Origin of the sequence: Marinomonas primoryensis (assembly GCF_013372285.1) — a bacterium.
GTDB lineage: Bacteria > Pseudomonadota > Gammaproteobacteria > Pseudomonadales > Marinomonadaceae > Marinomonas > Marinomonas primoryensis.
Genome location: NZ_CP054301.1, coordinates 3,882,501 through 3,902,492, shown reverse-complemented (window position 1 = coordinate 3,902,492; position 19,992 = coordinate 3,882,501). Strand labels below are relative to the sequence as shown.

Genomic DNA, 19,992 nt, shown 5'->3' with positions numbered 1-19,992 from the left:
AGTGGAATAACCATGCCGTCTCGGAAACAACTCGCTAACGCCATACGTGCATTAAGTATGGATGCCGTTCAAAAAGCTAATTCAGGTCACCCAGGCGCGCCAATGGGTATGGCCGATATCGCTGAAGTATTATGGAATGATTTTTTAAAGCATAACCCGAACAATTCTAAATGGGTTGATCGTGACCGCTTTGTATTGTCTAACGGTCATGGCTCCATGTTGATCTATTCTCTTTTACACCTTTCTGGCTATAAATTGCCAATTGAAGAGCTAAAACAATTTCGCCAGCTTCACTCTAAAACACCAGGTCACCCAGAATACGGCTACACCGATGGCGTAGAAACCACCACGGGCCCTTTAGGCGCGGGTGTTAGTAACGCGGTAGGTATGGCCATTGCTGAGAAGACCTTGGCCGCGCAGTTTAACCGTGAAGGTCATACGGTAGTTGACCACAATACTTATTGCTTCCTTGGCGATGGCTGTTTGATGGAAGGCATTTCCCACGAAGTCTGTTCATTAGCGGGTACATTGAAATTAGGTAAATTGGTCGCTTTTTGGGATGACAACGGTATTTCTATCGATGGTCATGTTGAAGGCTGGTTTACAGACAACACACCACAACGCTTTGAAGCTTACGGCTGGCACGTTATTGCAGACGTAGATGGTCACGATCCAGTGGCAATTAAAGCGGCGATCGAAGCCGCGAAAGCAGAAACTAGCAAGCCTACTTTGATTTGCTGCAAAACAGTGATTGGTTTTGGCTCACCTAATAAGTCTGGTAGCCATGATTGTCACGGCGCACCATTAGGTGATGCTGAAATTGCTGCCGCGCGTGAATTTCTTGAATGGCCTTATGCTCCTTTCGAAATCCCCGCTGATGTATATTCTGGTTGGGATGCGAAAGAAGACGGCGCGGCTCGTGAAGTTGAATGGGACGCGAAATTTGCAGCGTATCAAGCGGCTTTCCCAGAGTTGGCGGCAGAATTTGAACGTCGTGTGATTAAAGGCGAGTTGCCTGCCGATTTTGAAGCCAAAGCACAAGCCTTTGTTCAAGAAAGCCAAGACAAAGGCGAGAACATCGCTAGCCGTAAAGCATCACAAAATGCGATCGGATTCTTTGGTGCAATGTTGCCTGAATTGTTAGGTGGTTCTGCAGATCTTGCTGGTTCTAACTTGACGCTATGGTCTGGCTCAAAAGGCATTCAAGATGATCCTGCTGGCAACTACATTTATTACGGTGTTCGTGAATTTGGTATGAGCGGCATCATGAATGGTGCGTCCTTGCACGGTGGTTTTATCAACTACGGCGCGACTTTCATGATGTTCATGGAATACGCACGTAATGCGGTTCGTATGTCTGCGTTGATGGGCATCCAAAACGTATTTGTGTATACCCATGACTCCATTGGTCAGGGTGAAGATGGGCCAACGCATCAGCCTGTTGAGCAATTGGCTAACTTGCGCATGACACCAAACATGATGGTTTGGCGTCCATGTGATGCTGCAGAAACTGCAGTGGCTTGGAAAGCAGCGGTAGAGCGTCGTGACGGTCCAACGTCATTGATCTTCTCTCGCCAAGGTTTACCAGCTCAAGCACGTGATGCTGAACAGTTAGCAAATGTCGCCAAAGGCGGTTATGTCCTTCAGGATTGCGCTGGTACGGCAGATCTTATTTTGATCGCGACCGGCTCTGAAATCGGTTTAGCGATGGCGTCTGCTGAAGCATTAACAGCGAAAGGTAACAAGGTGCGTGTTGTGTCTATGCCATCAACTAATGTGTTTGATGCTCAAGATGCCGCGTATAAAGCGTCTGTACTGCCAAGTAACGTGACTAAACGTGTTGCTATTGAAGCGGCGCATGCTGACTACTGGTACAAGTACGTTGGGTTTGAGGGCGCGATGGTAGGTATGACCACATTTGGTGAGTCTGCGCCTGGTGGCGATCTTCTGAAACACTTCGGCTTTACCGTAGAAAATGTTGTCGAAACTGCCGAGAAGATCTTAGTAGTGTAAGTGCGTTGCTTGATAAGAAAAGAGGTGTGCAATGTGTACGCCTCTTTTTTCTTTTATTAAGGAAGCGGGTGGTGACGTGTTTACCATTCTCTTTGCGATGAAGTAGTAGGAATATGTTGCGAGTCGCTATCAATGGTTATGGTCGAATAGGTCGTTCGGTATTGCGAGCGCTTTATGAAAACGGCTACCGCGATCACATTCAAGTGGTTGCTATTAATGAATTGTCCGACATCGAGACAATCAGTTATCTAACGCGCTATGACACCACGCATGGCCGCTTTCCTAAACCTGTATCCACAAAAGACAACGCGCTGATCATCGATGACGATGCGATCCTGTGTTTTTCCTGTGCTACACCAGATGAAATGGATTGGGCGTCTCTTGAGCTGGATATGGTGATTGAGTGCTCAGGGAGTTTTTCTGATCGCTATGGTGCGCAGGCGTATTTGGATGCGGGGGTGCCGAGGATGTTACTTTCTCAGCCGGCGGCGGCGGATGTGGACGCGACGATTGTCTACGGTTTTAATCATCAGGATATCCAGCCACATCATGATATTGTCTCGGCGGCGTCTTGTACCACGAATTGCTTGATTCCTGTATTGGATATTATTAAGCAATTTTCTGGTGTGGTGCATGGCATGACTCAGACGATTCATTCTGCAATGAATGATCAGCCTGTTATTGATGGATACCATAAGAAAGATTTACGTTTGACGCGCGCCGCGTTGAGCTCAATTATTCCGGTGGATACGGGGCTAGCGAAAGGGATTACGCGCATGATGCCAGAACTAGAAGGCAAAATGGGCTGTAACGCGGTGCGTGTGCCGACCTTGAACGTCTCCGTTATCGATTTAGTGTTGCGCACAGAGCGGGACGTGACAGTAGAACAAATTAATCAGCAATTAGAGCAAGCGGCAAACTCAAAATACGCAGGCCTAATGGGATTTACTAAAGAAGCGCATGCTTCTGTGGATTTCAACCACGATCCACGATCGGTGATTATTGACAGCACGCAAACTCAGGTTATTGATCAGCGTATGGTGAAGTTACTGTGCTGGTTTGATAATGAATGGGGCTATGCTAACCGTATGTTGGATGTGGCGACGTATTGGGCGGGTGTGATTAAACAATCGAATTTAGATTAGTGCATTGGCACGTTAAACGACGAGGACATCGTACATGACGGTAATTAATATGAAAAACGTAGATCTGACGAATAAACGAGTGTTAATTCGTGAAGACCTAAATGTACCAGTAAAAAACGGCAAAGTAACCAGCGATGCGCGTATTCGTGCCGCATTGCCAACCATTAAATTGGCGTTGGCGGCGGGCGCAAAAGTCATGGTGATGTCTCACCTTGGTCGTCCAACAGAAGGTCAGTACGAAGACGCCTACTCGCTTCAACCTGTTGCTACACATTTAGCGAGTTTGTTAGGGCAAGACGTTCCTCTTGTCAAAGATTGGCTAGATGGTGTTGATGTTGAATCGGGTCAATTGGTCTTGGTTGAAAATGTTCGTTTTAATTTAGGTGAAGCGAATGATGACGATGCCTTATCTAGAAAAATGGCGGCGTTGTGCGATGTGTTTGTGATGGATGCGTTTGGTACCGCGCACCGCGCACAAGCGTCAACTCATGGCGTGGCGAAGTTCGCCCCCATCGCTTGTGCAGGACCATTATTGTCAGCAGAGTTAGAGGCGTTAGAAAAAGCGTTGGCAAAACCTGCCCGCCCGATGGCGGCAATCGTTGGCGGGTCGAAAGTATCGACTAAACTGATCGTTCTTGAGTCTTTATCTGACAAGGTTGACCAATTGATTGTGGGTGGCGGTATTGCGAATACCTTCTTGGCCGCTGCGGGTTTTCCTGTTGGCAAATCGTTGTACGAAAAAGATTTAATACCGCAGGCTAAAGCCTTAATGGCGAAAACCAGTATTCCGCTACCTGAAGATGTTGTCGTTGCGACAGCGTTTGCTTCTGATGCGGTAGCAACCGTTAAAAATGCTGCCGATGTTGCTCCTGATGACATGATTTTAGATATTGGGCCAAAAGCAGCGATTGCCTTTGCGGCTTTACTTGAAAAATCCCAGACGATTATCTGGAACGGTCCAGTGGGTGTGTTTGAGTTTGATCAGTTCGGCGGTGGAACCAAAGCATTAGCGATGGCCATTGCGAACAGTAAAGGTTTTTCAATTGCCGGTGGTGGCGATACATTGGCCGCGGTTGATAAGTATGATATTGCGGATCAAGTGTCTTATATATCAACGGGTGGTGGCGCATTTCTAGAATTTGTTGAAGGAAAAGTGCTTCCAGCTGTTGCGATGTTGGAATCTCGCGCGCAAAATTAGTATCAAAGAATGACAAAGATTGTTCTAAATAATAAGGCGTAAAGCCAATATCACTGGTTTCACTAAATGTTGAATGGTTGTTCTACAAAAAGTGACACTGGTGATCATAAAACTAGAGAGTGCCCTATTCGACAGTAGTTGAATAGAATACTAACGATAAGGCGTAAGCCACATGACCTGTGATAAGCAAGGTTGTGATAAAAAATTCGAGTGAGCTTAATCTCTTAACTCAATCCGTTATAAATAGAATATAAGAAAATTGCAGAGGAAATTTATTATGCCTTTAATTAGTATGCGTCAACTGCTGGATCATGCCGCGGAGCACAGCTATGGCTTACCAGCCTTCAATGTGAACAACATGGAGCAGGTTAAAGCCATCATGGAAGCCGCTAACGAAGTGAATTCACCTGTTATCATGCAGGCGTCGGCAGGAGCTCGACAATATGCGGGTTCGCATTTTTTGCGCCACTTGATTTCAGCTGCCATTGAAGATTATCCACATATCCCTGTGGTAATGCATCAGGATCATGGTACATCTCCAGCTATTTGCCAACGTTCAATCCAGTTAGGTTTCTCATCTGTGATGATGGATGGTTCCTTGATGGCTGACGGCAAAACCCCTGCTAGTTATGACTACAATGTGGATGTGACTCGTCGTACGGTTGAGTTCGCTCACGCTTGTGGTGTGTCTGTGGAAGGAGAGTTGGGCGTTTTGGGTTCACTCGAAACGGGTGAAGCGGGCGAAGAAGACGGTGTTGGCGCGGAAGGCATTTTGACAATGGATCAAATGTTAACGGATCCACAAGAAGCTGTTGATTTTGTTAATGCGACAGGTATCGATGCTTTGGCAGTTGCGATTGGTACCAGCCACGGTGCGTACAAGTTTACACGCCCACCAACGGGTGACATTCTTGATATCGAGCGTATCGCGAAGATCGTTGAATTGTTACCTAATACTCACATTGTATTGCATGGTTCTTCTTCTGTACCTCAAGACTGGTTAGAAATCATCAATCAATTCGGTGGCGAAATTCCAGAGACGTATGGTGTACCGATTGACGAGATCGTAAAAGCGATTCGTTATGGTGTTCGTAAGGTCAATATTGATACGGATTTACGTTTAGCGGCAACAGGGGCTATTCGTCGTAGTTTGGCTGAGCACAAAGGTAACTTTGATCCACGTAAATATTTAACAGAAAGTATCAAGGCGATGAAGGCGGTTTGTATTGATCGTTATGAAGCGTTTGGTTCTGCCGGTCAAGCTTCCCGTATCCAAACTATGGATCTTGAAGAAATGGCTGTGCGTTATGAGCGTGGTGAATATTCAGGTGGACGCACTTTTTAAGCGTTGTTTGAAAAGAATGTCGCTTTAATGATGGCGAGCGAAAATAGGAAAAAAGATATCTTTTTAAGTTTTTTAATAAAAAAGTAAAAAAACTATTGACCGAAAGATTCAATTACCTATAATGCTCGCCATTCCTTGCGGGAGTGGTGGAATTGGTAGACACGCTGGATTTAGGTTCCAGTGCTTCACGGCGTGAGAGTTCGAGTCTCTCCTTCCGCACCAAATTATAAAAAAAGCTGACTTTATGTCGGCTTTTTTTATGTCTGAAATTTACGACAACTTCTTATTTCTTCGTTATTTATTCTATTCTAAGCATGTTTTCTCTGCTTGATCGTATTTTCTTGTTCCTGTTATCACTAAAGTTCGTTAATTTGGTTAGAATAATTCTTTCTATGATGTTTAATCGGGCTCAGTAATGCGCAGATTTCGTTATTTTATCGTGTGGGTTGTTCTTCTAGGATGCTCCGCTTTCACTGCACAAGCAGCGAGCATGTCGCTTGATCTGATGGACAGTTATGATTTTTATCAACTTAGTCCAAGGCAAGGGCCTTTGGCAGAACAGTTTACAACCGTAGTAAACTCGCCTCCTAGTCCAATTCGAGTCCCTCAAAAAAGAGCGGTGCGTATTGCGTTGCTATTATTTGGGGATATAAATGCTATAGACAATAGATCGTTGTTAATGTCATTTAAAAAACGCATGCGAGAGTTAGGAATCGATTATCGACTTGATACTTACATTGGCAGCTCTCAGAATAGCAGCGACATAACGCCTTATTTCAAAATAGCAGAAGCTCAGCCTGATTATATTGTGATGACTGAGCTGGGCTTTGTTCAGCGCCGCTTCTTAGAGCGCTTTTTACGCACCAGTAAAGCTCCGAAGGTGATTCTTTATGATTTTGCCTCGCCGTTGGCTCATTGGATGAATCACCCTCCTCTAATGTACATTGGTTTTGATCAAAAAAAGGCAACCATCATGCTTGCCAGTTATCTCGATCGCCAGCTGCCTCCAGACGCAAGTATCTCAGCATTGGTTTTACCATCAGGCTATCTTGGCTATGTACGCTGCGATGTATTTCTAAATGAAATGATGAAATACAATCGTCGTATCAGTCACATTAGAGTGGTTTCAGACAATAAAAAAAGTGCTTTTGAGGCGGCCCAATCATTATTGAAAAAGGATCCATCAGACTTTATTTTTAGTTGCTCTCAGAATATTTCTGATGGTGTCGTGGCCGCACTAAAAGAAAAGAGTCTCGCTCCAAACATTCAAACAAATTCGTGGGGACTACCTTTGCATGGGATATCTGATCTGGTAAGCCGTCGGGTGAAAGTGAGCGTTCTCTTTATGAAGGATGATCTATCTATCGCGTTAGCAGAAGCAATTAAAATGGACCTTGAAGGAAAGAATATGCCCAATCTTTATGTCGCACATTCTACGTTAATGCCTGCTGAGCTAGACGCTGAAAGTATTCGTTTGATGGTGCAGCAGGCCTACCATTACTCGGTGGAACTATGGCAAGAGTAAGTATTAGTTTACGGCGCCGTCTACGGAAAAGGGTGTTAGCATCGATCGGAGTGGCCTTTTTAGTCATTGCTTTGATGATTCTGTATTTTATTGAAGCCTTGAATCAATCGGCTGCAGAAAAAGGTTTGGTTTTAAAGCATCGAGTGGTTGAACAGGCTTTTAATGGCTATTTGGCTCGCGCTGAAGATGAAATGAAGTTTATTGGGCAGGATCTTTCTTTACGCGATTATACCTCTGGTCATGAACTAGATTTGCTATTTAGTCATCATGAGGTATTGCTATTCGGTGGTTTAGATTTCTTTTATATCGAATGGAAAAATGGCCTGCACTCAATGGACCCGAGGGCGCGCTTATTTACAAAAGTAAATTTTCAACCTCTATTGCGAGAAGGGCTTATCAACAGGTGGACGTCTATTATGACAAAAGACGGTACCATTTTGCTTATGTACAAAAAAAAATTACTGTCGTCTGAGCAAGAGAATATTGGTTTTTTGTATGGTTTTATTTCATTAAATGACAACTTAACGTTGGCACATGAACTACTTGAAAGCGCTCAAGTCAGTGCCGTACAAATTTATGACAAGGTTAATGATCGTGTTTTGTTAGAAGAGCATAAGGCCAGTGTGGACTTATCTGGCTCGATATTACGCTCGCGTTTACCTTTAGTTTCGCCTGTCCAGTCAGAACTACAACTCGATATTATTCAAAAACACGCATTTTCTTCTACTCTGTTAACAAATGCACTGCCCTTAATTGTTGCGGTTGGTTTTGTTTTATTGTGCTTCTATTTCTTTTTGACACGTTTAGTGAAAACGTTACTTTTCCATCCTCTTGAAGCCATAGCGTATCGCCCTGAAGAGGACTTGTTGACGTTTAGCGAGTTGCAACCTTTTAAGCTGCAAAGTAATCAATATAAGGCCTTTATTAAAGCCAAAGAACGTAGATTTACGCTTCTTGCAGAATCGATACACAGTGCCATCATTTTCTGTAACGAGGTAGCGGAAGTTGAGCTTATCAATACAGAAGCTAAGCGTATTTTTCCTGACTCAGATAGAGCACGAACCCTTTTTGATTTTATGCCTATTTCTTGTCATCAATCTATTCAAGAGGCGTTAAAAGGTGGTCTTGGTGTTCATTTTGACTTAACCATTAATAATCTAGGGCGGATATATCAATGGCAGGCCTATTCATTTCAAAATGAGAGTACTTATCGAGGCTTATTATTAGTAGGTCAAAATGTTACCCAAGAAACCAGTCTAACGTGGCAACTTGAGCAGTTACAGCCACTATCATCCGTTGTGCAAAAGAAGGTGGACACGGATGCCATATTAAATGAGCTGACGTACCTTTCCATGCTACCTAGCCATACAAACACAACGCATTTACAGGGCTGGATTGCGTTGTTGGTATCAGTATTAGACGAAATTAGCACGGTAGAAAGCGATGTGTCTTATCTCCCGATAGGAGATGTTTTTTGTCAGGAAAGTGCTCGAGTTATGGTAGCGATGGGCGTAGAAGCAAATCGAGTACAATTGGATTGCTCAGTAATGACTGGAGCAAGGGTTGTTGCAGTGGATGCGAGTTTTAGAGGTCTGGTGCGTGTTTTATTTATGATGGTCATGTCGAACGATATGGCTGAGCGTCGTCTAACGGTTCGTTTTGATGACTCTGGACTTGAAATGATAGCAATGAACGATATGGCTTTCAGGCCTCTTTTTTGCTGGATGGTTAATATGTTACTAGCTCACCTTGGTGGCCAGCAAAAGACCTTACAAAATAATGCATTACAACTTAATTTAATAATTGAAGAGTCTGAGTCTAAAGACGAGTTCAAGCCGTTAGCACCAAATCATGTGGTGGCCTGGGTGTCGAATGACTACTCAAATGCAGAAGCGGTAAAGGAAGCTCTAGAGAGGTTAGGTTTACAGGTTGAAGAATATATTTCAACGGACAGTTTTTTCACTCAGTCTAGTGCCGTCAAGAAATTCGATGCTGTCTTGATTGGGTGTGATAGCGATGTGGATGCGCAGTCGGATATGACCCAGGCGCTGAAACTAAAATACAATCGAGATCAGCTTCCAATCGTTTGGTTAAATAGCACATTGCCGGTCAAAGCCGATCCGCATGTTTTTACCCTAATGGGATGTTCTTTTGATTATAGCCTGCATCAAATATTGGTAAAAGCATGCGCATTGGAGGGGGTTGTTCCTACATACTCTAATGGGCAATATGAGTCTTGGGTAATGGTGGGTGGAAGTCGTGTCACCAAAGCAATCTGGTATACAGAGTTAGAAAACTATGGCATTACGACGCAATGGCTAGTGGACTTATCTAACTATTATGTCGTTTTGTCGTACCACCCTGATGCGGTTGTTGTGTTGTTGGTGCCTCAGCCAGAGACCCTTTTATTGTCGATTCAGGCCGCTTTTCCAAAGGTACGGTTTTTTTCGGTACAAAGGTGGCCGGAAATGCCGGATAATGTGGCCCTTTTCGAGATGGCCTTGCCTTATTCTGGCGATCAAATACGGTTATTTACACAAGACGTTATGCATAATAATGCAAATATTAGGAGCAATGAATGAGCGTAATCGGGTTAATTGGCGCCATGGACGAAGAAGTGGCCGTCATCAAAGCGTGGATGACAGATGTTCGTGAACAGACCATTGCAGGTTGTGATTTTTTTGTTGGATCTTTTGAAGGCAAAGAAGTGGTTTTGCTTAAATCCGGTATTGGTAAGGTAAATGCGGCTGTGTCGACTACTTTGTTGCTTTCTCAGTTCCAGCCAGAATATGTGATAAACATTGGTTCTGCTGGTGGCTTTGATGTTGATTTACAAGTTGGAGATGTCGTGATTTCGGATCAAGTGGTTCATCATGATGTGGATGTCACTGCGTTTGGTTATGTGATGGGGCAGGTTCCAAACATGCCTGCGACGTATGCAGCGAACACAGATTTAGTGAATCAGGCGAAAAAAGCCTTACAGACCGTGACTCAAGTACAAGCCAAAGTTGGTTTGATTGGAACAGGGGATAGTTTTATGAATGATCCTGTTCGAGTGGAAGCGGTTAGAGCTATTTTTCCTGAACTTGTGGCGGTCGAAATGGAAGCCGCTGCTGTTGCGCAGGTGTGTTTCAAGTTTGGAACGCCTTTTGTTGTGGTGCGTTCATTGTCTGATATCGCGGGTAAGGAGTCTTCTCAGAGTTTTGAGGAGTATCTTCAAGTTGCGGCGGAAAATTCATCTCTGATGATTCAGCAAATGCTTAAAGGCTACTAAGTTATGTTCGTAAGCAAGGGGCGTTTTGCAATGCTTTGTTTGGCTGCTTTTTGCTCCTTGCCCGTTTCTTCTGCTGAAGAGGAGGTTAGTAATACGGTTGCTCAATTTGAAAACAGTGAGCAGGTAGGAAAAAATACTGAACCTTCTTGGTGGTTGAGTTCACATGAGACGGTTTCAAAAACAATTGGCAGTTGGTCGACAAATATAGATTCCTTTTTATCCGGAACTGAACGCAGCCAACCTTCAGATAGTTATTTAGACGTGCGATTTGGCACGGTATTAAGTGGAAGTGACCGTTCTGGCTTTTTTGATTTTCGTACTAGGCTTAAATTGCCAAATACTCAAGATAGATTACGCTTAATCATCGAGTCTGAACCTGACTCTTTGGCACCTGAAAGTTTGCGAGGCGAATCGTCTCAACAAAATGGCATTGTAAATTCTGCCTTGAAATCGAATATCTCGGCTGCTGTGCGTTATATACAAGAAGACATAGGGTTAGATCTTGATGCTGGTATAAAAGTAGACTTTCCTCTTGATCCATTTTTACGATTACGCCTTAAACAGAGTGACGTTACTGGATCGTGGAATTGGTGGCAAAATCAAGAAGCATTTGCTTATTATTCTAAAGGCATTGGCGCACGTTATGGCCTAGGTTTAGGTTACGCTACGAGCCCTACTTTGAATTTCAGTACAGACTTTGGCGTAACTTGGCTTGATAAAGAAGGGCTATTTTATGTCCGTGAAAATTTTATTATTCAGCATTCATTGAATGAAAAAAATCGGATGGCGTATCAATTGAGCTTTCTTCAATCAGGCGAGCAGTCTATTGAGCCAGACAGTTTTTTATATAACATTCAATATGAGCGTCTTCTCTACAAAGATTGGCTTATTGGTCAGGTGACGCCTCAGTTTACCCATGAAGAAGAAGACGACTACGACGGTACGTTTTCGCTGACATTATCGCTCGCTATTCTACTGGGACCTCAATATCTTCATTAATTCGGTTTACTTCATTTATTTGGGTCATTAGATTTGTGAAGAGGGAACTCGTATAATGCCGCGCTTAAAGATAACTAGTGCCAATTGTTTTTAAGCTAGCTAGTTCCTATCGCTTTTAAGAGAATGAGTCATGAGACCGGATCAAATCCAACCAGAAATGTATGAAAAGCAGCTGCAAGATAAGCAAGCTGAATTAGCCAAATTAATGGTGAGTTTGTCATTGCCTGAGATGGAAGTATACGCGAGCCAGCCTTCTCACTATCGTATGCGCGCTGAGTTTCGAATTTGGCATGAAGGCGATGACTTATATTATGCGATGTTTGATCCTGCGGATCCTAGAACCCCAATTCGTACCGATCAGTTTCTTGCTGCTTCTCATCTTATTAATGAGTTGATGCCAAAATTGATTGATGCAGTACGAGATACGCCGATATTGCGACATAAACTTTTCCAGGTCGATTTTTTAACGACCACTACAGGAGAAGCTTTGATTAGCTTGCTTTATCATAAGCCGATTGATGATGAGTGGAATGCCGCCGCACAGCAGCTTAATGACGCGTTTCCGGCTTGCCATTTTATTGGTCGTAGTCGTAAGAAAAAGCAAATTTTGACCCGTGATTTTGTCATGGAAACCTTGACCGTACATGGCCAAAAATTTCATTATCAGCAGGTAGAAAATAGCTTCACTCAGCCTAATGCCAGCATCAGTGAAAAAATGTTGGAATGGGCATTGGACGTAACAAAAGAAGCGTCAGGCGATTTGTTAGAAATGTATTGTGGTAATGGTAATTTTTCCATTCCTCTGGCTCGACGTTTTGACCGCGTGGTGGCGACGGAAATTTCAAAAGTCTCGGTTAACTCGGCACAGTTAAACATTGCGATTAACGGCATGCATAATGTTCAAGTGGTCAAAATGGCCAGTGAAGACGTTTCTGCCGCGTTAAACGGTGATGTTGAGTTGCCAAAGGGCCTTGTTCAAGCGGGTGTTAGTGAACTTACCCCTTCTGTTGTGCTGGTTGATCCACCTCGTGCAGGTTTGGATGACGCAACGGTTGAATTGATTCGCAAGATAGATTCCATTCTTTATATTTCATGTAACCCTGAAACACTGAAGTCAAACTTAGAGTCATTGTCGAGTACACATGAAGTAGTGCGTTTCGCCATGTTTGATCAGTTTCCCTATACTCATCATGTAGAAACAGGTGTGTATTTACAGAGAAAACAACCCGTCTAAAAATACTCGCATAGAGAGGCCGTTATTTACGGTTTCTCTATGAACGTTCCTCTTGTCATAATGAAAGACATTCCCTTATCGGCATTAAGGTAAGCGCTTTATTTGTGTTAACATACGTCAACTTTTTCCCCCACCACCATAGAGAAGTCGAACGAGCCATGAGTAGTAACTCACTAGACAAAGACAAAATCAAAATCTTGTTATTAGAAGGCGTTCATCAATCTGCACTGGATGCATTGCATGACGCAGGCTATAGCAACATTGAGTATCATAAAACCGCATTAGCAGAGGATGAATTGATCGAAAAAATCGCGGAAGCGCATTTTATTGGCATTCGATCTCGTACTCAATTAACCGAGAAGGTGTTAGAACATGCCAATAAATTGGTTGCTATTGGTTGTTTCTGCATTGGTACTAACCAAGTTAATTTAGACGCAGCAAGTGCAAAAGGCATCGTTGTCTTCAATGCACCGTTCTCGAATACGCGTAGCGTAGCAGAGTTAGTGCTTGGTCAATTGATTCTATTGCTTCGAGGTATTCCTGCAAAAAATGCAGCGTGTCATCGTGGTGGCTGGATTAAATCTGCCGTCGGTTCTTATGAGACTCGTGGTAAGCGTTTAGGTATTATTGGTTATGGCAGCATCGGTACACAGTTGAGCGTACTAGCAGAATCTCTAGGCATGGACGTTTGCTTTTACGACATTGTTACTAAATTGCCTTTGGGTAATGCGCGCCAAATCAAAAGCCTGAAAGAATTGTTGTCTACCAGCGATATTATCAGTCTGCATGTGCCAGAAACCAACTCGACTAAAATGATGATCGGCGCGAAAGAAGTGTCTCAAATGAAGAAAGGTTCTATCTTCATTAACGCTTCTCGTGGCACGGTTGCGGATCTTGATGCGGTGGCTGACGCCATTAAATCTGGAAATCTAGGCGGCGCAGCGGTCGATGTGTTTCCTGTTGAGCCAAAAGGTAATGACGAAGAGTTCGTTTCTCCATTGCGCGGTTTAGACAATGTGATTCTAACGCCTCATGTTGGTGGTAGCACCATGGAAGCGCAAGAGAACATCGGTGTTGAAGTGGCTGATAAACTGATTAAATACTCTGATGTGGGTACCACAACGGCTGCGGTTAACTTCCCTGAAGTGGCATTGCCTGCTCAAGCAGACAATCATCGTATCTTGCACATTCACGAGAACCGTCCTGGTGTACTGTCTAAGATCAACGCTATTTTCTCTGAACATAACATTAACATTACAGGCCAGTATCTTCGTACCACGGAGAAACTTGGCTATATGGTGATGGATGTTGATGCAGAAGAAGGTGAATTGGCTCTTGAGAAAGTCAAAGAAGTTGAAGGAACAGTTAAAGCTCGTGTTTTGTTTTAAGCTTGTGCTGTGAGCTTATGATGTAAAAAATCCAGCGTAAGCTGGATTTTTTTGTCTTTACCTTTTGTATCGCCCATCGTCTTTAATCGTTATTTGATACCCAGCGTTGTGGTGATGTCTTGAATTTTTTGCTTGATACTATCTGTCACTTTAGACATAAACTCTTCAGACTCATTGGCTTGCTCCCTCACTTTGACGACAGCGTCATTAAGGTCACTCATGCCAAGTTTTTGCTCCGCAGCATAGCCAGTTGATTTTTTTGCGAGCTGAGTAGATTGCTTAGACTTTTCAAGCACCTCTTGAGCAGATTGCCCCAATGTTTGAGTTAAGCTTATCTGTTCTGTCGAGGCGCTTTCAATAAGCTCTAGGTTGTTTTTAAGTTTGCTGGTGGCGGAGGAGAGAAGGGCAAAAATTTCAGTGATTTCTTCTAATGATTGTTGTGTTCGACTCGATAGTGTTCGAACTTCCGATGCGACAACGGCAAAACCTCGCCCATGTTCTCCCGCTCGTGCGGCTTCAATGGCTGCGTTTAAAGCCAGTAAGTTAGTTTGCTCTGAAATATCTCTGATGCCGCTAACAATTGAGGTAGCACTAGACACGGACGACTCTAGATTCAGTAAAGACTTCTTACTACTGTTTAATCTCTCAACGGTGGTTTGGTTGGCCACAGCCAGTGATGCGGCTTGACCGACGCTGTGTGTCATGGCGGTATTTGTTTCTATTGCGTAGGTCTCTACCTCACGTGCTCGGACTTCAGCCTTGTTCGCCAGCACTTCGATGTGGTTGGACATTTTTAGAGTGCTGTCTAATTCTCGGTTCGAGGCGGTACTTAGTTCGTGCACTTGCCCAAAGGCGTTCAACATGTCGTTGAGTGAAATCGAAATGTTGTTGAGCTCGGTGTCTCTTTGTTGTCGCTGAACCGCTATTTGCTCTAAATAACGGTTTAGGTAATGCGCTACGTCAGAGAGCTCATTTTTGTTTTTTCCTACTTTGAGCGTGTTGATATTTTGGTGCTCGACTAATTCTTTGACGGCAATGTATAAATCTTTGGCGCTTTTTACGACGACTTTATTTTGAAAAACATGTACCAAGATAGTGGTCAATACCATCAGAATAACAAATATAGAAAAGGCCAGTAGTGTCTGCTCTTGAGTGGTTTGAGCGCTTTTTTGAATGTCCTGAGTGCCAGCCTTTAAAATATTTTCAAGCTGGCTGATCAATGTACGTATCCGATTTTGTGCTTCAATGGCTTGTTGAATACTTGCGAGACTAGAGTCAACGTCTTTTAAATAGCGGCTAGACCAAGTACGGAGTTCGCTTTTGGTTTCTTCTAGAGGGTCGGTTGCCTCATCATTGATTTCTGATTCATTCGCCCATCCCATTAAGGAGGATAAGTCATCGGCTGTGTCTGTGTTTTGCTCTTCATCTAATACAAGTATAGGCAGGTTGCTAAACTCTTTGATGTGAGATTGAAAGGTTAAAACAGACTGTTTTAGGCGTTGATAATTGTCTGGTGTGTTGTTGGCTAAATAATCGTTTTTAGCACTGTTTACATGAGCAAGGTCAGCATATAAAAAGGCTTGGCTTGCGATATAAGGTGCAGCAGTTTGTAAATTGTTTTTTGCTTGAAGCAACTGTACTTTGTCAGCTAAGGAATCTAAAGACAGCAGGGTTTGGCGCTCGTTGTTTTCGATTAGTGCAAAAGGGCTGCCAGATAATTTTCCGGCGGCTCTTACATCGGATTGAAGACTTTTCTCGATTTCAATCAGCTGTTCATTTATGGGGTTTTTAATCGAGTTTGGCAAGGTGCTGAGTGCTGGGCGGATTTGCTGTTGAATAAACCCTTCTGCTGTCTGTAAGGCAGAGGCCTCCCCTGAAGATAAATAGCCTTCGATTTGTTGTTTTAAGTCGATAGATGAGTACTCCCACACTTGCGTATAAGTGTCGCTTTGCTCAAAGGCGCTACGAAATTTCATTAAGCTCCAAAGCAGTAAGACAATAAGCATAACTGCAATCACTAAATAACTTATTGTCGTCGTTCGTGTTACATGGGAAATTTTCAATCAAGAACCTACTTTATTCACATAATGTTACGGGTTGGACTACTTTAATCTGTGTGTGTGACAAAAATGTGACAAGAAAGGGGGGTGATAGGGTTTGCGTGAGACAGAATTTAAAACACCTAAAATCACCAATAAATTGACCATTAACGACAATGTTAGAGATTAGCTTAGCCATTTCGAAAAAATATCTTCCATGGTCACTTTTTCGTCATTATTTTGTATTAAATTGAAAAAGATATTAAACAAGCGTTTAATAAAAGTGTGTTTGAAGCGTTGAGACGCTTCTCTAATGAAATAATAAAACAATGACTTAAAGCTTAAGGAGCTCAAAAATGACCCTTTCCCGTCGTCAATTCGTGAAAGGCGCCTCTGTTGCAGGTGCTGTTGCCGCTACCCCGTTTTCAATTAATCAAGCCATTGCTGCTAATAAAGAGCTGCGTATTTATGCGTGGGCTGGTTACATTACCGATGAAATGTTATCCGACTTTAAAGCAAAAACAGGCATCAATGCCACGTTTACTCCCTACGGTACAAACGATGAGTTGATGAACTCTTTGCGTGCTACGGATGGAACAGGTTTCGATATCATTATGCCAACCGTTGACCGTGTTCCTGGTTATGTTGACTATGATTTGATTCAGCCACTTGATGTGAAACGAGTGAACTGGGGCGGCTGTTTAGAAAGTGCTCTTGCTGGTTCAGATGTAGGGGGAATTGTAAACGGTAAGCGTTATTTTGCGCCATCCGATTGGGGGACGGAAGCCATAGCTTATAACACTCAAGATGCGAGTGTTAACCCTAAAAGCCTAAGCTACGGTGACTTGTGGAAGCCTGAAAATGCTGGTGGCGTTACAGTGCGTGGACATTCGGCTTTGGTTGGAATCGGCTTGTGGTTGGAGAAAGCTGGTAAGCTTCCTTTCCCACTACTTGACTCTTATAAAACTGAAAAAGCGATGCGTGCGAACTTTGAAGTCATTCTAAAAGTAGCTGCTGAACATAAGAGCTCTATTGCTCAGTTTTGGTCTACAGAGAATGAAGCGCAAGGAGCATTCCGTACCAATGGTGCCGTTATTGGTCAAACTTGGGACAGCACTGCATTCAAACTTAAAACAGAAGGTGAGCCTATTGCTTACGGTGCGCCCAAAGAAGGTGCATTGGCTTGGATGGAAGGTTTTGTTATTCCTAAAAATGCCAACAATACTGATTCAGTGTATGAGTTTATTAATTGGTATTATACGCCAGAAGCGGGTGCCATGTTTGTAAAAGCGACGGGCTATAACTCAACCGCTAAAGGTGCCGATGCATTATTGCCTGCAGCAACGAAACAGTTCTTTCAAGATTCTTACAGCAAGCAAGATCTTGCTAATCTTTGGTGGTGGCCAATTCAAGAACCTTGGTATGTTGCGCTTCGTAACGAATACCAAGACCGTTACTTGTCAGCATAAATAGAACCTCGAAAGCCCCTTGTGATTTTTGAACAAGGGGCTTTTTGTATCGAGAAAAAATAATTAGTGAGAGAAATATGGATAGTAGTGTTCATTTAGATAATACCGTTATGCAATTTGGCGATTTTACTGCCATCCAGAAAACTGACTTAAAAATAGAATCGGGTGAATTTTTTAGTTTCTTAGGCCCGTCCGGTTGTGGCAAAACAACTATCTTGAACATGATCAGTGGTTTTTTAGATCCTACGGAAGGTGATGTTAAAATTGGTGGCCAAAGTATGCGTGGTGTGCCAGCCAATAAACGCCCGACTTCGATGATTTTTCAAAATCTCGCACTTTTTCCTCTTATGACTGTGGCTGAAAATATAGAATTTGGCTTAGAGGTTCGCGGCGTTTCGAAAAGTGAGCGCAAAAAAGCTTCTGACCGATTACTTGAGTTGGTGGCATTGGAAGACAGTGGTGCGAAAAAAATATCAGAGTTATCTGGTGGTCAAAAGCAACGTATTGCGATTGCCCGCGCGTTGGCCGTTGAACCACAAGTGTTACTACTTGATGAGCCGTTATCTGCACTTGATTTAAAGCTGCGTCAGCATATGCGTCTAGAGTTGAAAGAAATTCAGCGTAAAACAGGCATTACCTTTATTTATATTACTCATGACCAAGGTGAAGCGTTGACAATGTCGGATCGAGTCGCGGTTATGTCTGCTGGACAAATACAGCAAGTTGCCGATCCCATTACTCTTTACCGTGACCCTAAAACGGCTTTTGTCGCCTCCTTTGTGGGAGAAAATAATGGTATCCGAGGCAAGGTAATTGATAGCAACCCTAATTTCGTTGTCCTAGACTGCGGGCCGTTAGGCAAATTAGCAGGACGCGCTCAAGGTGATTTAGCGATTGGCAGTGATGCGACTTTATTTGTTCGTCCTGAGCATTTCAGACTGCAGGCAGAAGATGGGATGCATACATTAAAAGCCAGTATAAATGAAGTGAACTTTGAAGGCGCGTATTTGACGTTGAACGCAAGTACACCGGCGGATCAAGCGTTGTCTATTCAGCTTGCGACACATCAATATTCGGAATCCTTGAAGAAAGGAACGCCTGTTAGTCTTTCTTATAGTGAGCAAGATGCCATTGTCATTGCAGGAGAGGATCATGTTTAGTCAGCTCAAAGCACGGTTTGGTAGTGGCCTTGCCGTTGGTATTCTCGGCATAATTGCTATTTGGATTATTGCCTTGGTGATTTTACCGCAACTGCTTATGGTCGATTATTCATTTCGTCCAAATTTATTGCCTGCTGATATTGGAGGCCCAGAAGATACCTATTCTCTGGTCAATTATGAAACGTTGTTTAACAACAAGATACATTTAACCATCTTCTTTAAAACAATTTGGTCGAGTGTGTTGGTTGCTTCGCTCACTTTATTAGTTAGCTATCCCATTGCATTTTATCTTGCCAAGGTAGCAACGCCGCAAAAGGCCGCTTTATGCTTGCTCCTATTGATTATTCCTTTTTGGATTAACGAAATCCTACGAACGTTTTCTTGGTACATTATTTTGGCCTATAAGGGCCCATTAAATGCGTTACTGCTGGGGTTAGGGTTTATTGATCGTCCGATTCGATTTTTATCGGGTGATGGTGCCGTTTTAATCGGTATGGTGTACGCCTATATCCTGTTTATGATTTTTCCTATTTATAATGCCATCGAAAGCTTAGATACAAATCAAATCAAAGCGGCGCGTAATTTAGGAGCAGGTTGGATCCGTACTCATTGGCGAGTGGTGATTCCTCACGCTAAGCCCGGTATTGCAACCGGCTGCATTATGACCTTTATGTTGGCGGCGGGCAGTTATGCGGTGCCAGCGCTACTCGGTTCACCAGGGAGTCGTTGGTTTACTCAGATTATTTACAACTGGTTTTTTGAGGGTGGTAATTGGAACCAAGGGGCCGCTTATGCATTCTTGCTTTTGGTGATTTGTATCGGATTTATTGCCTTGGTTATGCGTATCTTTAAGGTCGGTTTGGGAGACATTGCAAAATGAAGTCTGAAACCATTATGCGATTTGGGGTGCGTTTTTATATTGGTGTATTTTTTCTATACCTATTTACGCCGCTTATTATCATGGGGCTGGCAACATTCAATGACAGTCGATTTCCTACTGTATCGCCATGGAAGGGAGCGACACTAAAGTGGTTTGCCGCCTTAGCAGAAGATGGTGCAATGTGGCAGGCTTTATGGACGAGCGTAATTGTGGCCGCCGGCGTCTTAGTCGTTGCGGTTCCTATTGGTATTTGCTGCGCTCTTTTCCTTTCTACTTTTCAAGGAAGAGGGAAGACCTTTTTGTATTCGTTAATGATGTCCCCA

15 protein-coding genes and 1 tRNA gene (1 of these 16 cut by a window edge) are annotated in these 19,992 nt (G+C 43.3%); 15 read left to right on the top strand and 1 reads right to left on the bottom strand.

What is annotated here, in order from left to right; translation table 11 throughout:
- The first annotated feature begins 12 nt into the window (after nucleotides 1-12).
- From tkt to serA, 11 genes are all read left to right on the top strand, one after another.
- Entirely contained in the window at nucleotides 13-2,013 is a 2,001-nt protein-coding gene (gene tkt / locus MP3633_RS18185) for a transketolase (protein WP_176336567.1), read from the top strand.
- A 113-nt stretch (nucleotides 2,014-2,126) separates the two neighbouring features.
- A complete protein-coding gene (locus tag MP3633_RS18180; protein ID WP_176336566.1) occupies nucleotides 2,127-3,158 on the top strand; it encodes a type I glyceraldehyde-3-phosphate dehydrogenase in 1,032 nt (343 codons plus the stop codon).
- 34 nt (nucleotides 3,159-3,192) lie between these two features.
- Complete coding sequence (locus MP3633_RS18175; protein ID WP_176336565.1) at nucleotides 3,193-4,356, top strand: phosphoglycerate kinase; 1,164 nt, start codon at nucleotides 3,193-3,195, stop codon at nucleotides 4,354-4,356.
- 277 nt (nucleotides 4,357-4,633) lie between these two features.
- Nucleotides 4,634-5,701 carry a class II fructose-bisphosphate aldolase gene (gene fba / locus MP3633_RS18170; RefSeq protein ID WP_112135224.1) on the top strand — a complete coding sequence of 356 codons (1,068 nt, stop codon included), beginning with the start codon at nucleotides 4,634-4,636 and terminating at the stop codon, nucleotides 5,699-5,701.
- 137 nt (nucleotides 5,702-5,838) lie between these two features.
- A tRNA-Leu gene (locus tag MP3633_RS18165) sits at nucleotides 5,839-5,923 on the top strand.
- 268 nt (nucleotides 5,924-6,191) lie between these two features.
- Nucleotides 6,192-7,226 carry a substrate-binding domain-containing protein gene (locus MP3633_RS18160; protein WP_244959737.1) on the top strand — a complete coding sequence of 345 codons (1,035 nt, stop codon included), beginning with the start codon at nucleotides 6,192-6,194 and terminating at the stop codon, nucleotides 7,224-7,226.
- Nucleotides 7,227-7,258: 32 nt separating this feature from the next.
- Nucleotides 7,259-9,808: a nitrogen regulation protein NR(II) gene (locus tag MP3633_RS18155; RefSeq protein WP_244959735.1), complete on the top strand. Its 2,550-nt coding sequence runs from the start codon at nucleotides 7,259-7,261 to the stop codon at nucleotides 9,806-9,808.
- On the top strand, nucleotides 9,805-10,500 hold the full coding sequence (mtnN, locus tag MP3633_RS18150) for a 5'-methylthioadenosine/S-adenosylhomocysteine nucleosidase (protein WP_176336562.1): 696 nt from the start codon (nucleotides 9,805-9,807) through the stop codon (nucleotides 10,498-10,500). Before MP3633_RS18155 ends, mtnN begins: the two co-directional genes overlap by 4 nt.
- Nucleotides 10,501-10,503: 3 nt before the next feature.
- Complete coding sequence (locus tag MP3633_RS18145) at nucleotides 10,504-11,499, top strand: hypothetical protein (RefSeq protein ID WP_176336561.1); 996 nt, start codon at nucleotides 10,504-10,506, stop codon at nucleotides 11,497-11,499.
- A 130-nt stretch (nucleotides 11,500-11,629) separates the two neighbouring features.
- Entirely contained in the window at nucleotides 11,630-12,733 is a 1,104-nt protein-coding gene (gene trmA, locus MP3633_RS18140; protein WP_112135217.1) for a tRNA (uridine(54)-C5)-methyltransferase TrmA, read from the top strand.
- 158 nt (nucleotides 12,734-12,891) lie between these two features.
- Nucleotides 12,892-14,121 carry a phosphoglycerate dehydrogenase gene (gene serA / locus MP3633_RS18135; RefSeq protein WP_112135216.1) on the top strand — a complete coding sequence of 410 codons (1,230 nt, stop codon included), beginning with the start codon at nucleotides 12,892-12,894 and terminating at the stop codon, nucleotides 14,119-14,121.
- A gap of 89 nt (nucleotides 14,122-14,210) precedes the next feature.
- Here serA and MP3633_RS18130 read toward each other — a convergent pair whose 3' ends face one another.
- Nucleotides 14,211-16,097 carry a methyl-accepting chemotaxis protein gene (locus MP3633_RS18130; RefSeq protein WP_176336560.1) on the bottom strand — a complete coding sequence of 629 codons (1,887 nt, stop codon included), beginning with the start codon at nucleotides 16,095-16,097 and terminating at the stop codon, nucleotides 14,211-14,213.
- Between the two features lie 419 nt (nucleotides 16,098-16,516).
- On the opposite strand from MP3633_RS18130, the gene MP3633_RS18125 reads away from it, so the two are divergent.
- The 4 genes from MP3633_RS18125 to MP3633_RS18110 all read left to right on the top strand — a co-directional run.
- Nucleotides 16,517-17,629, top strand: coding sequence for an extracellular solute-binding protein (locus MP3633_RS18125; protein ID WP_112135212.1), 1,113 nt, complete (start codon nucleotides 16,517-16,519; stop codon nucleotides 17,627-17,629).
- A 77-nt stretch (nucleotides 17,630-17,706) separates the two neighbouring features.
- Nucleotides 17,707-18,789, top strand: a complete 1,083-nt coding sequence (locus MP3633_RS18120) for an ABC transporter ATP-binding protein (protein WP_176336559.1) — start codon at nucleotides 17,707-17,709, stop codon at nucleotides 18,787-18,789.
- On the top strand, nucleotides 18,782-19,669 hold the full coding sequence (locus MP3633_RS18115; protein ID WP_112135209.1) for an ABC transporter permease: 888 nt from the start codon (nucleotides 18,782-18,784) through the stop codon (nucleotides 19,667-19,669). Before MP3633_RS18120 ends, MP3633_RS18115 begins: the two co-directional genes overlap by 8 nt.
- Nucleotides 19,666-19,992, top strand: the start of a protein-coding gene (locus MP3633_RS18110) for an ABC transporter permease (RefSeq protein ID WP_112135207.1). The gene runs 471 nt beyond the window's last position; the window shows 327 of its 798 coding nt (coding positions 1-327); the start codon lies at nucleotides 19,666-19,668; the stop codon falls past the right edge of the window. The genes MP3633_RS18115 and MP3633_RS18110 overlap by 4 nt, the downstream gene beginning before the upstream one ends.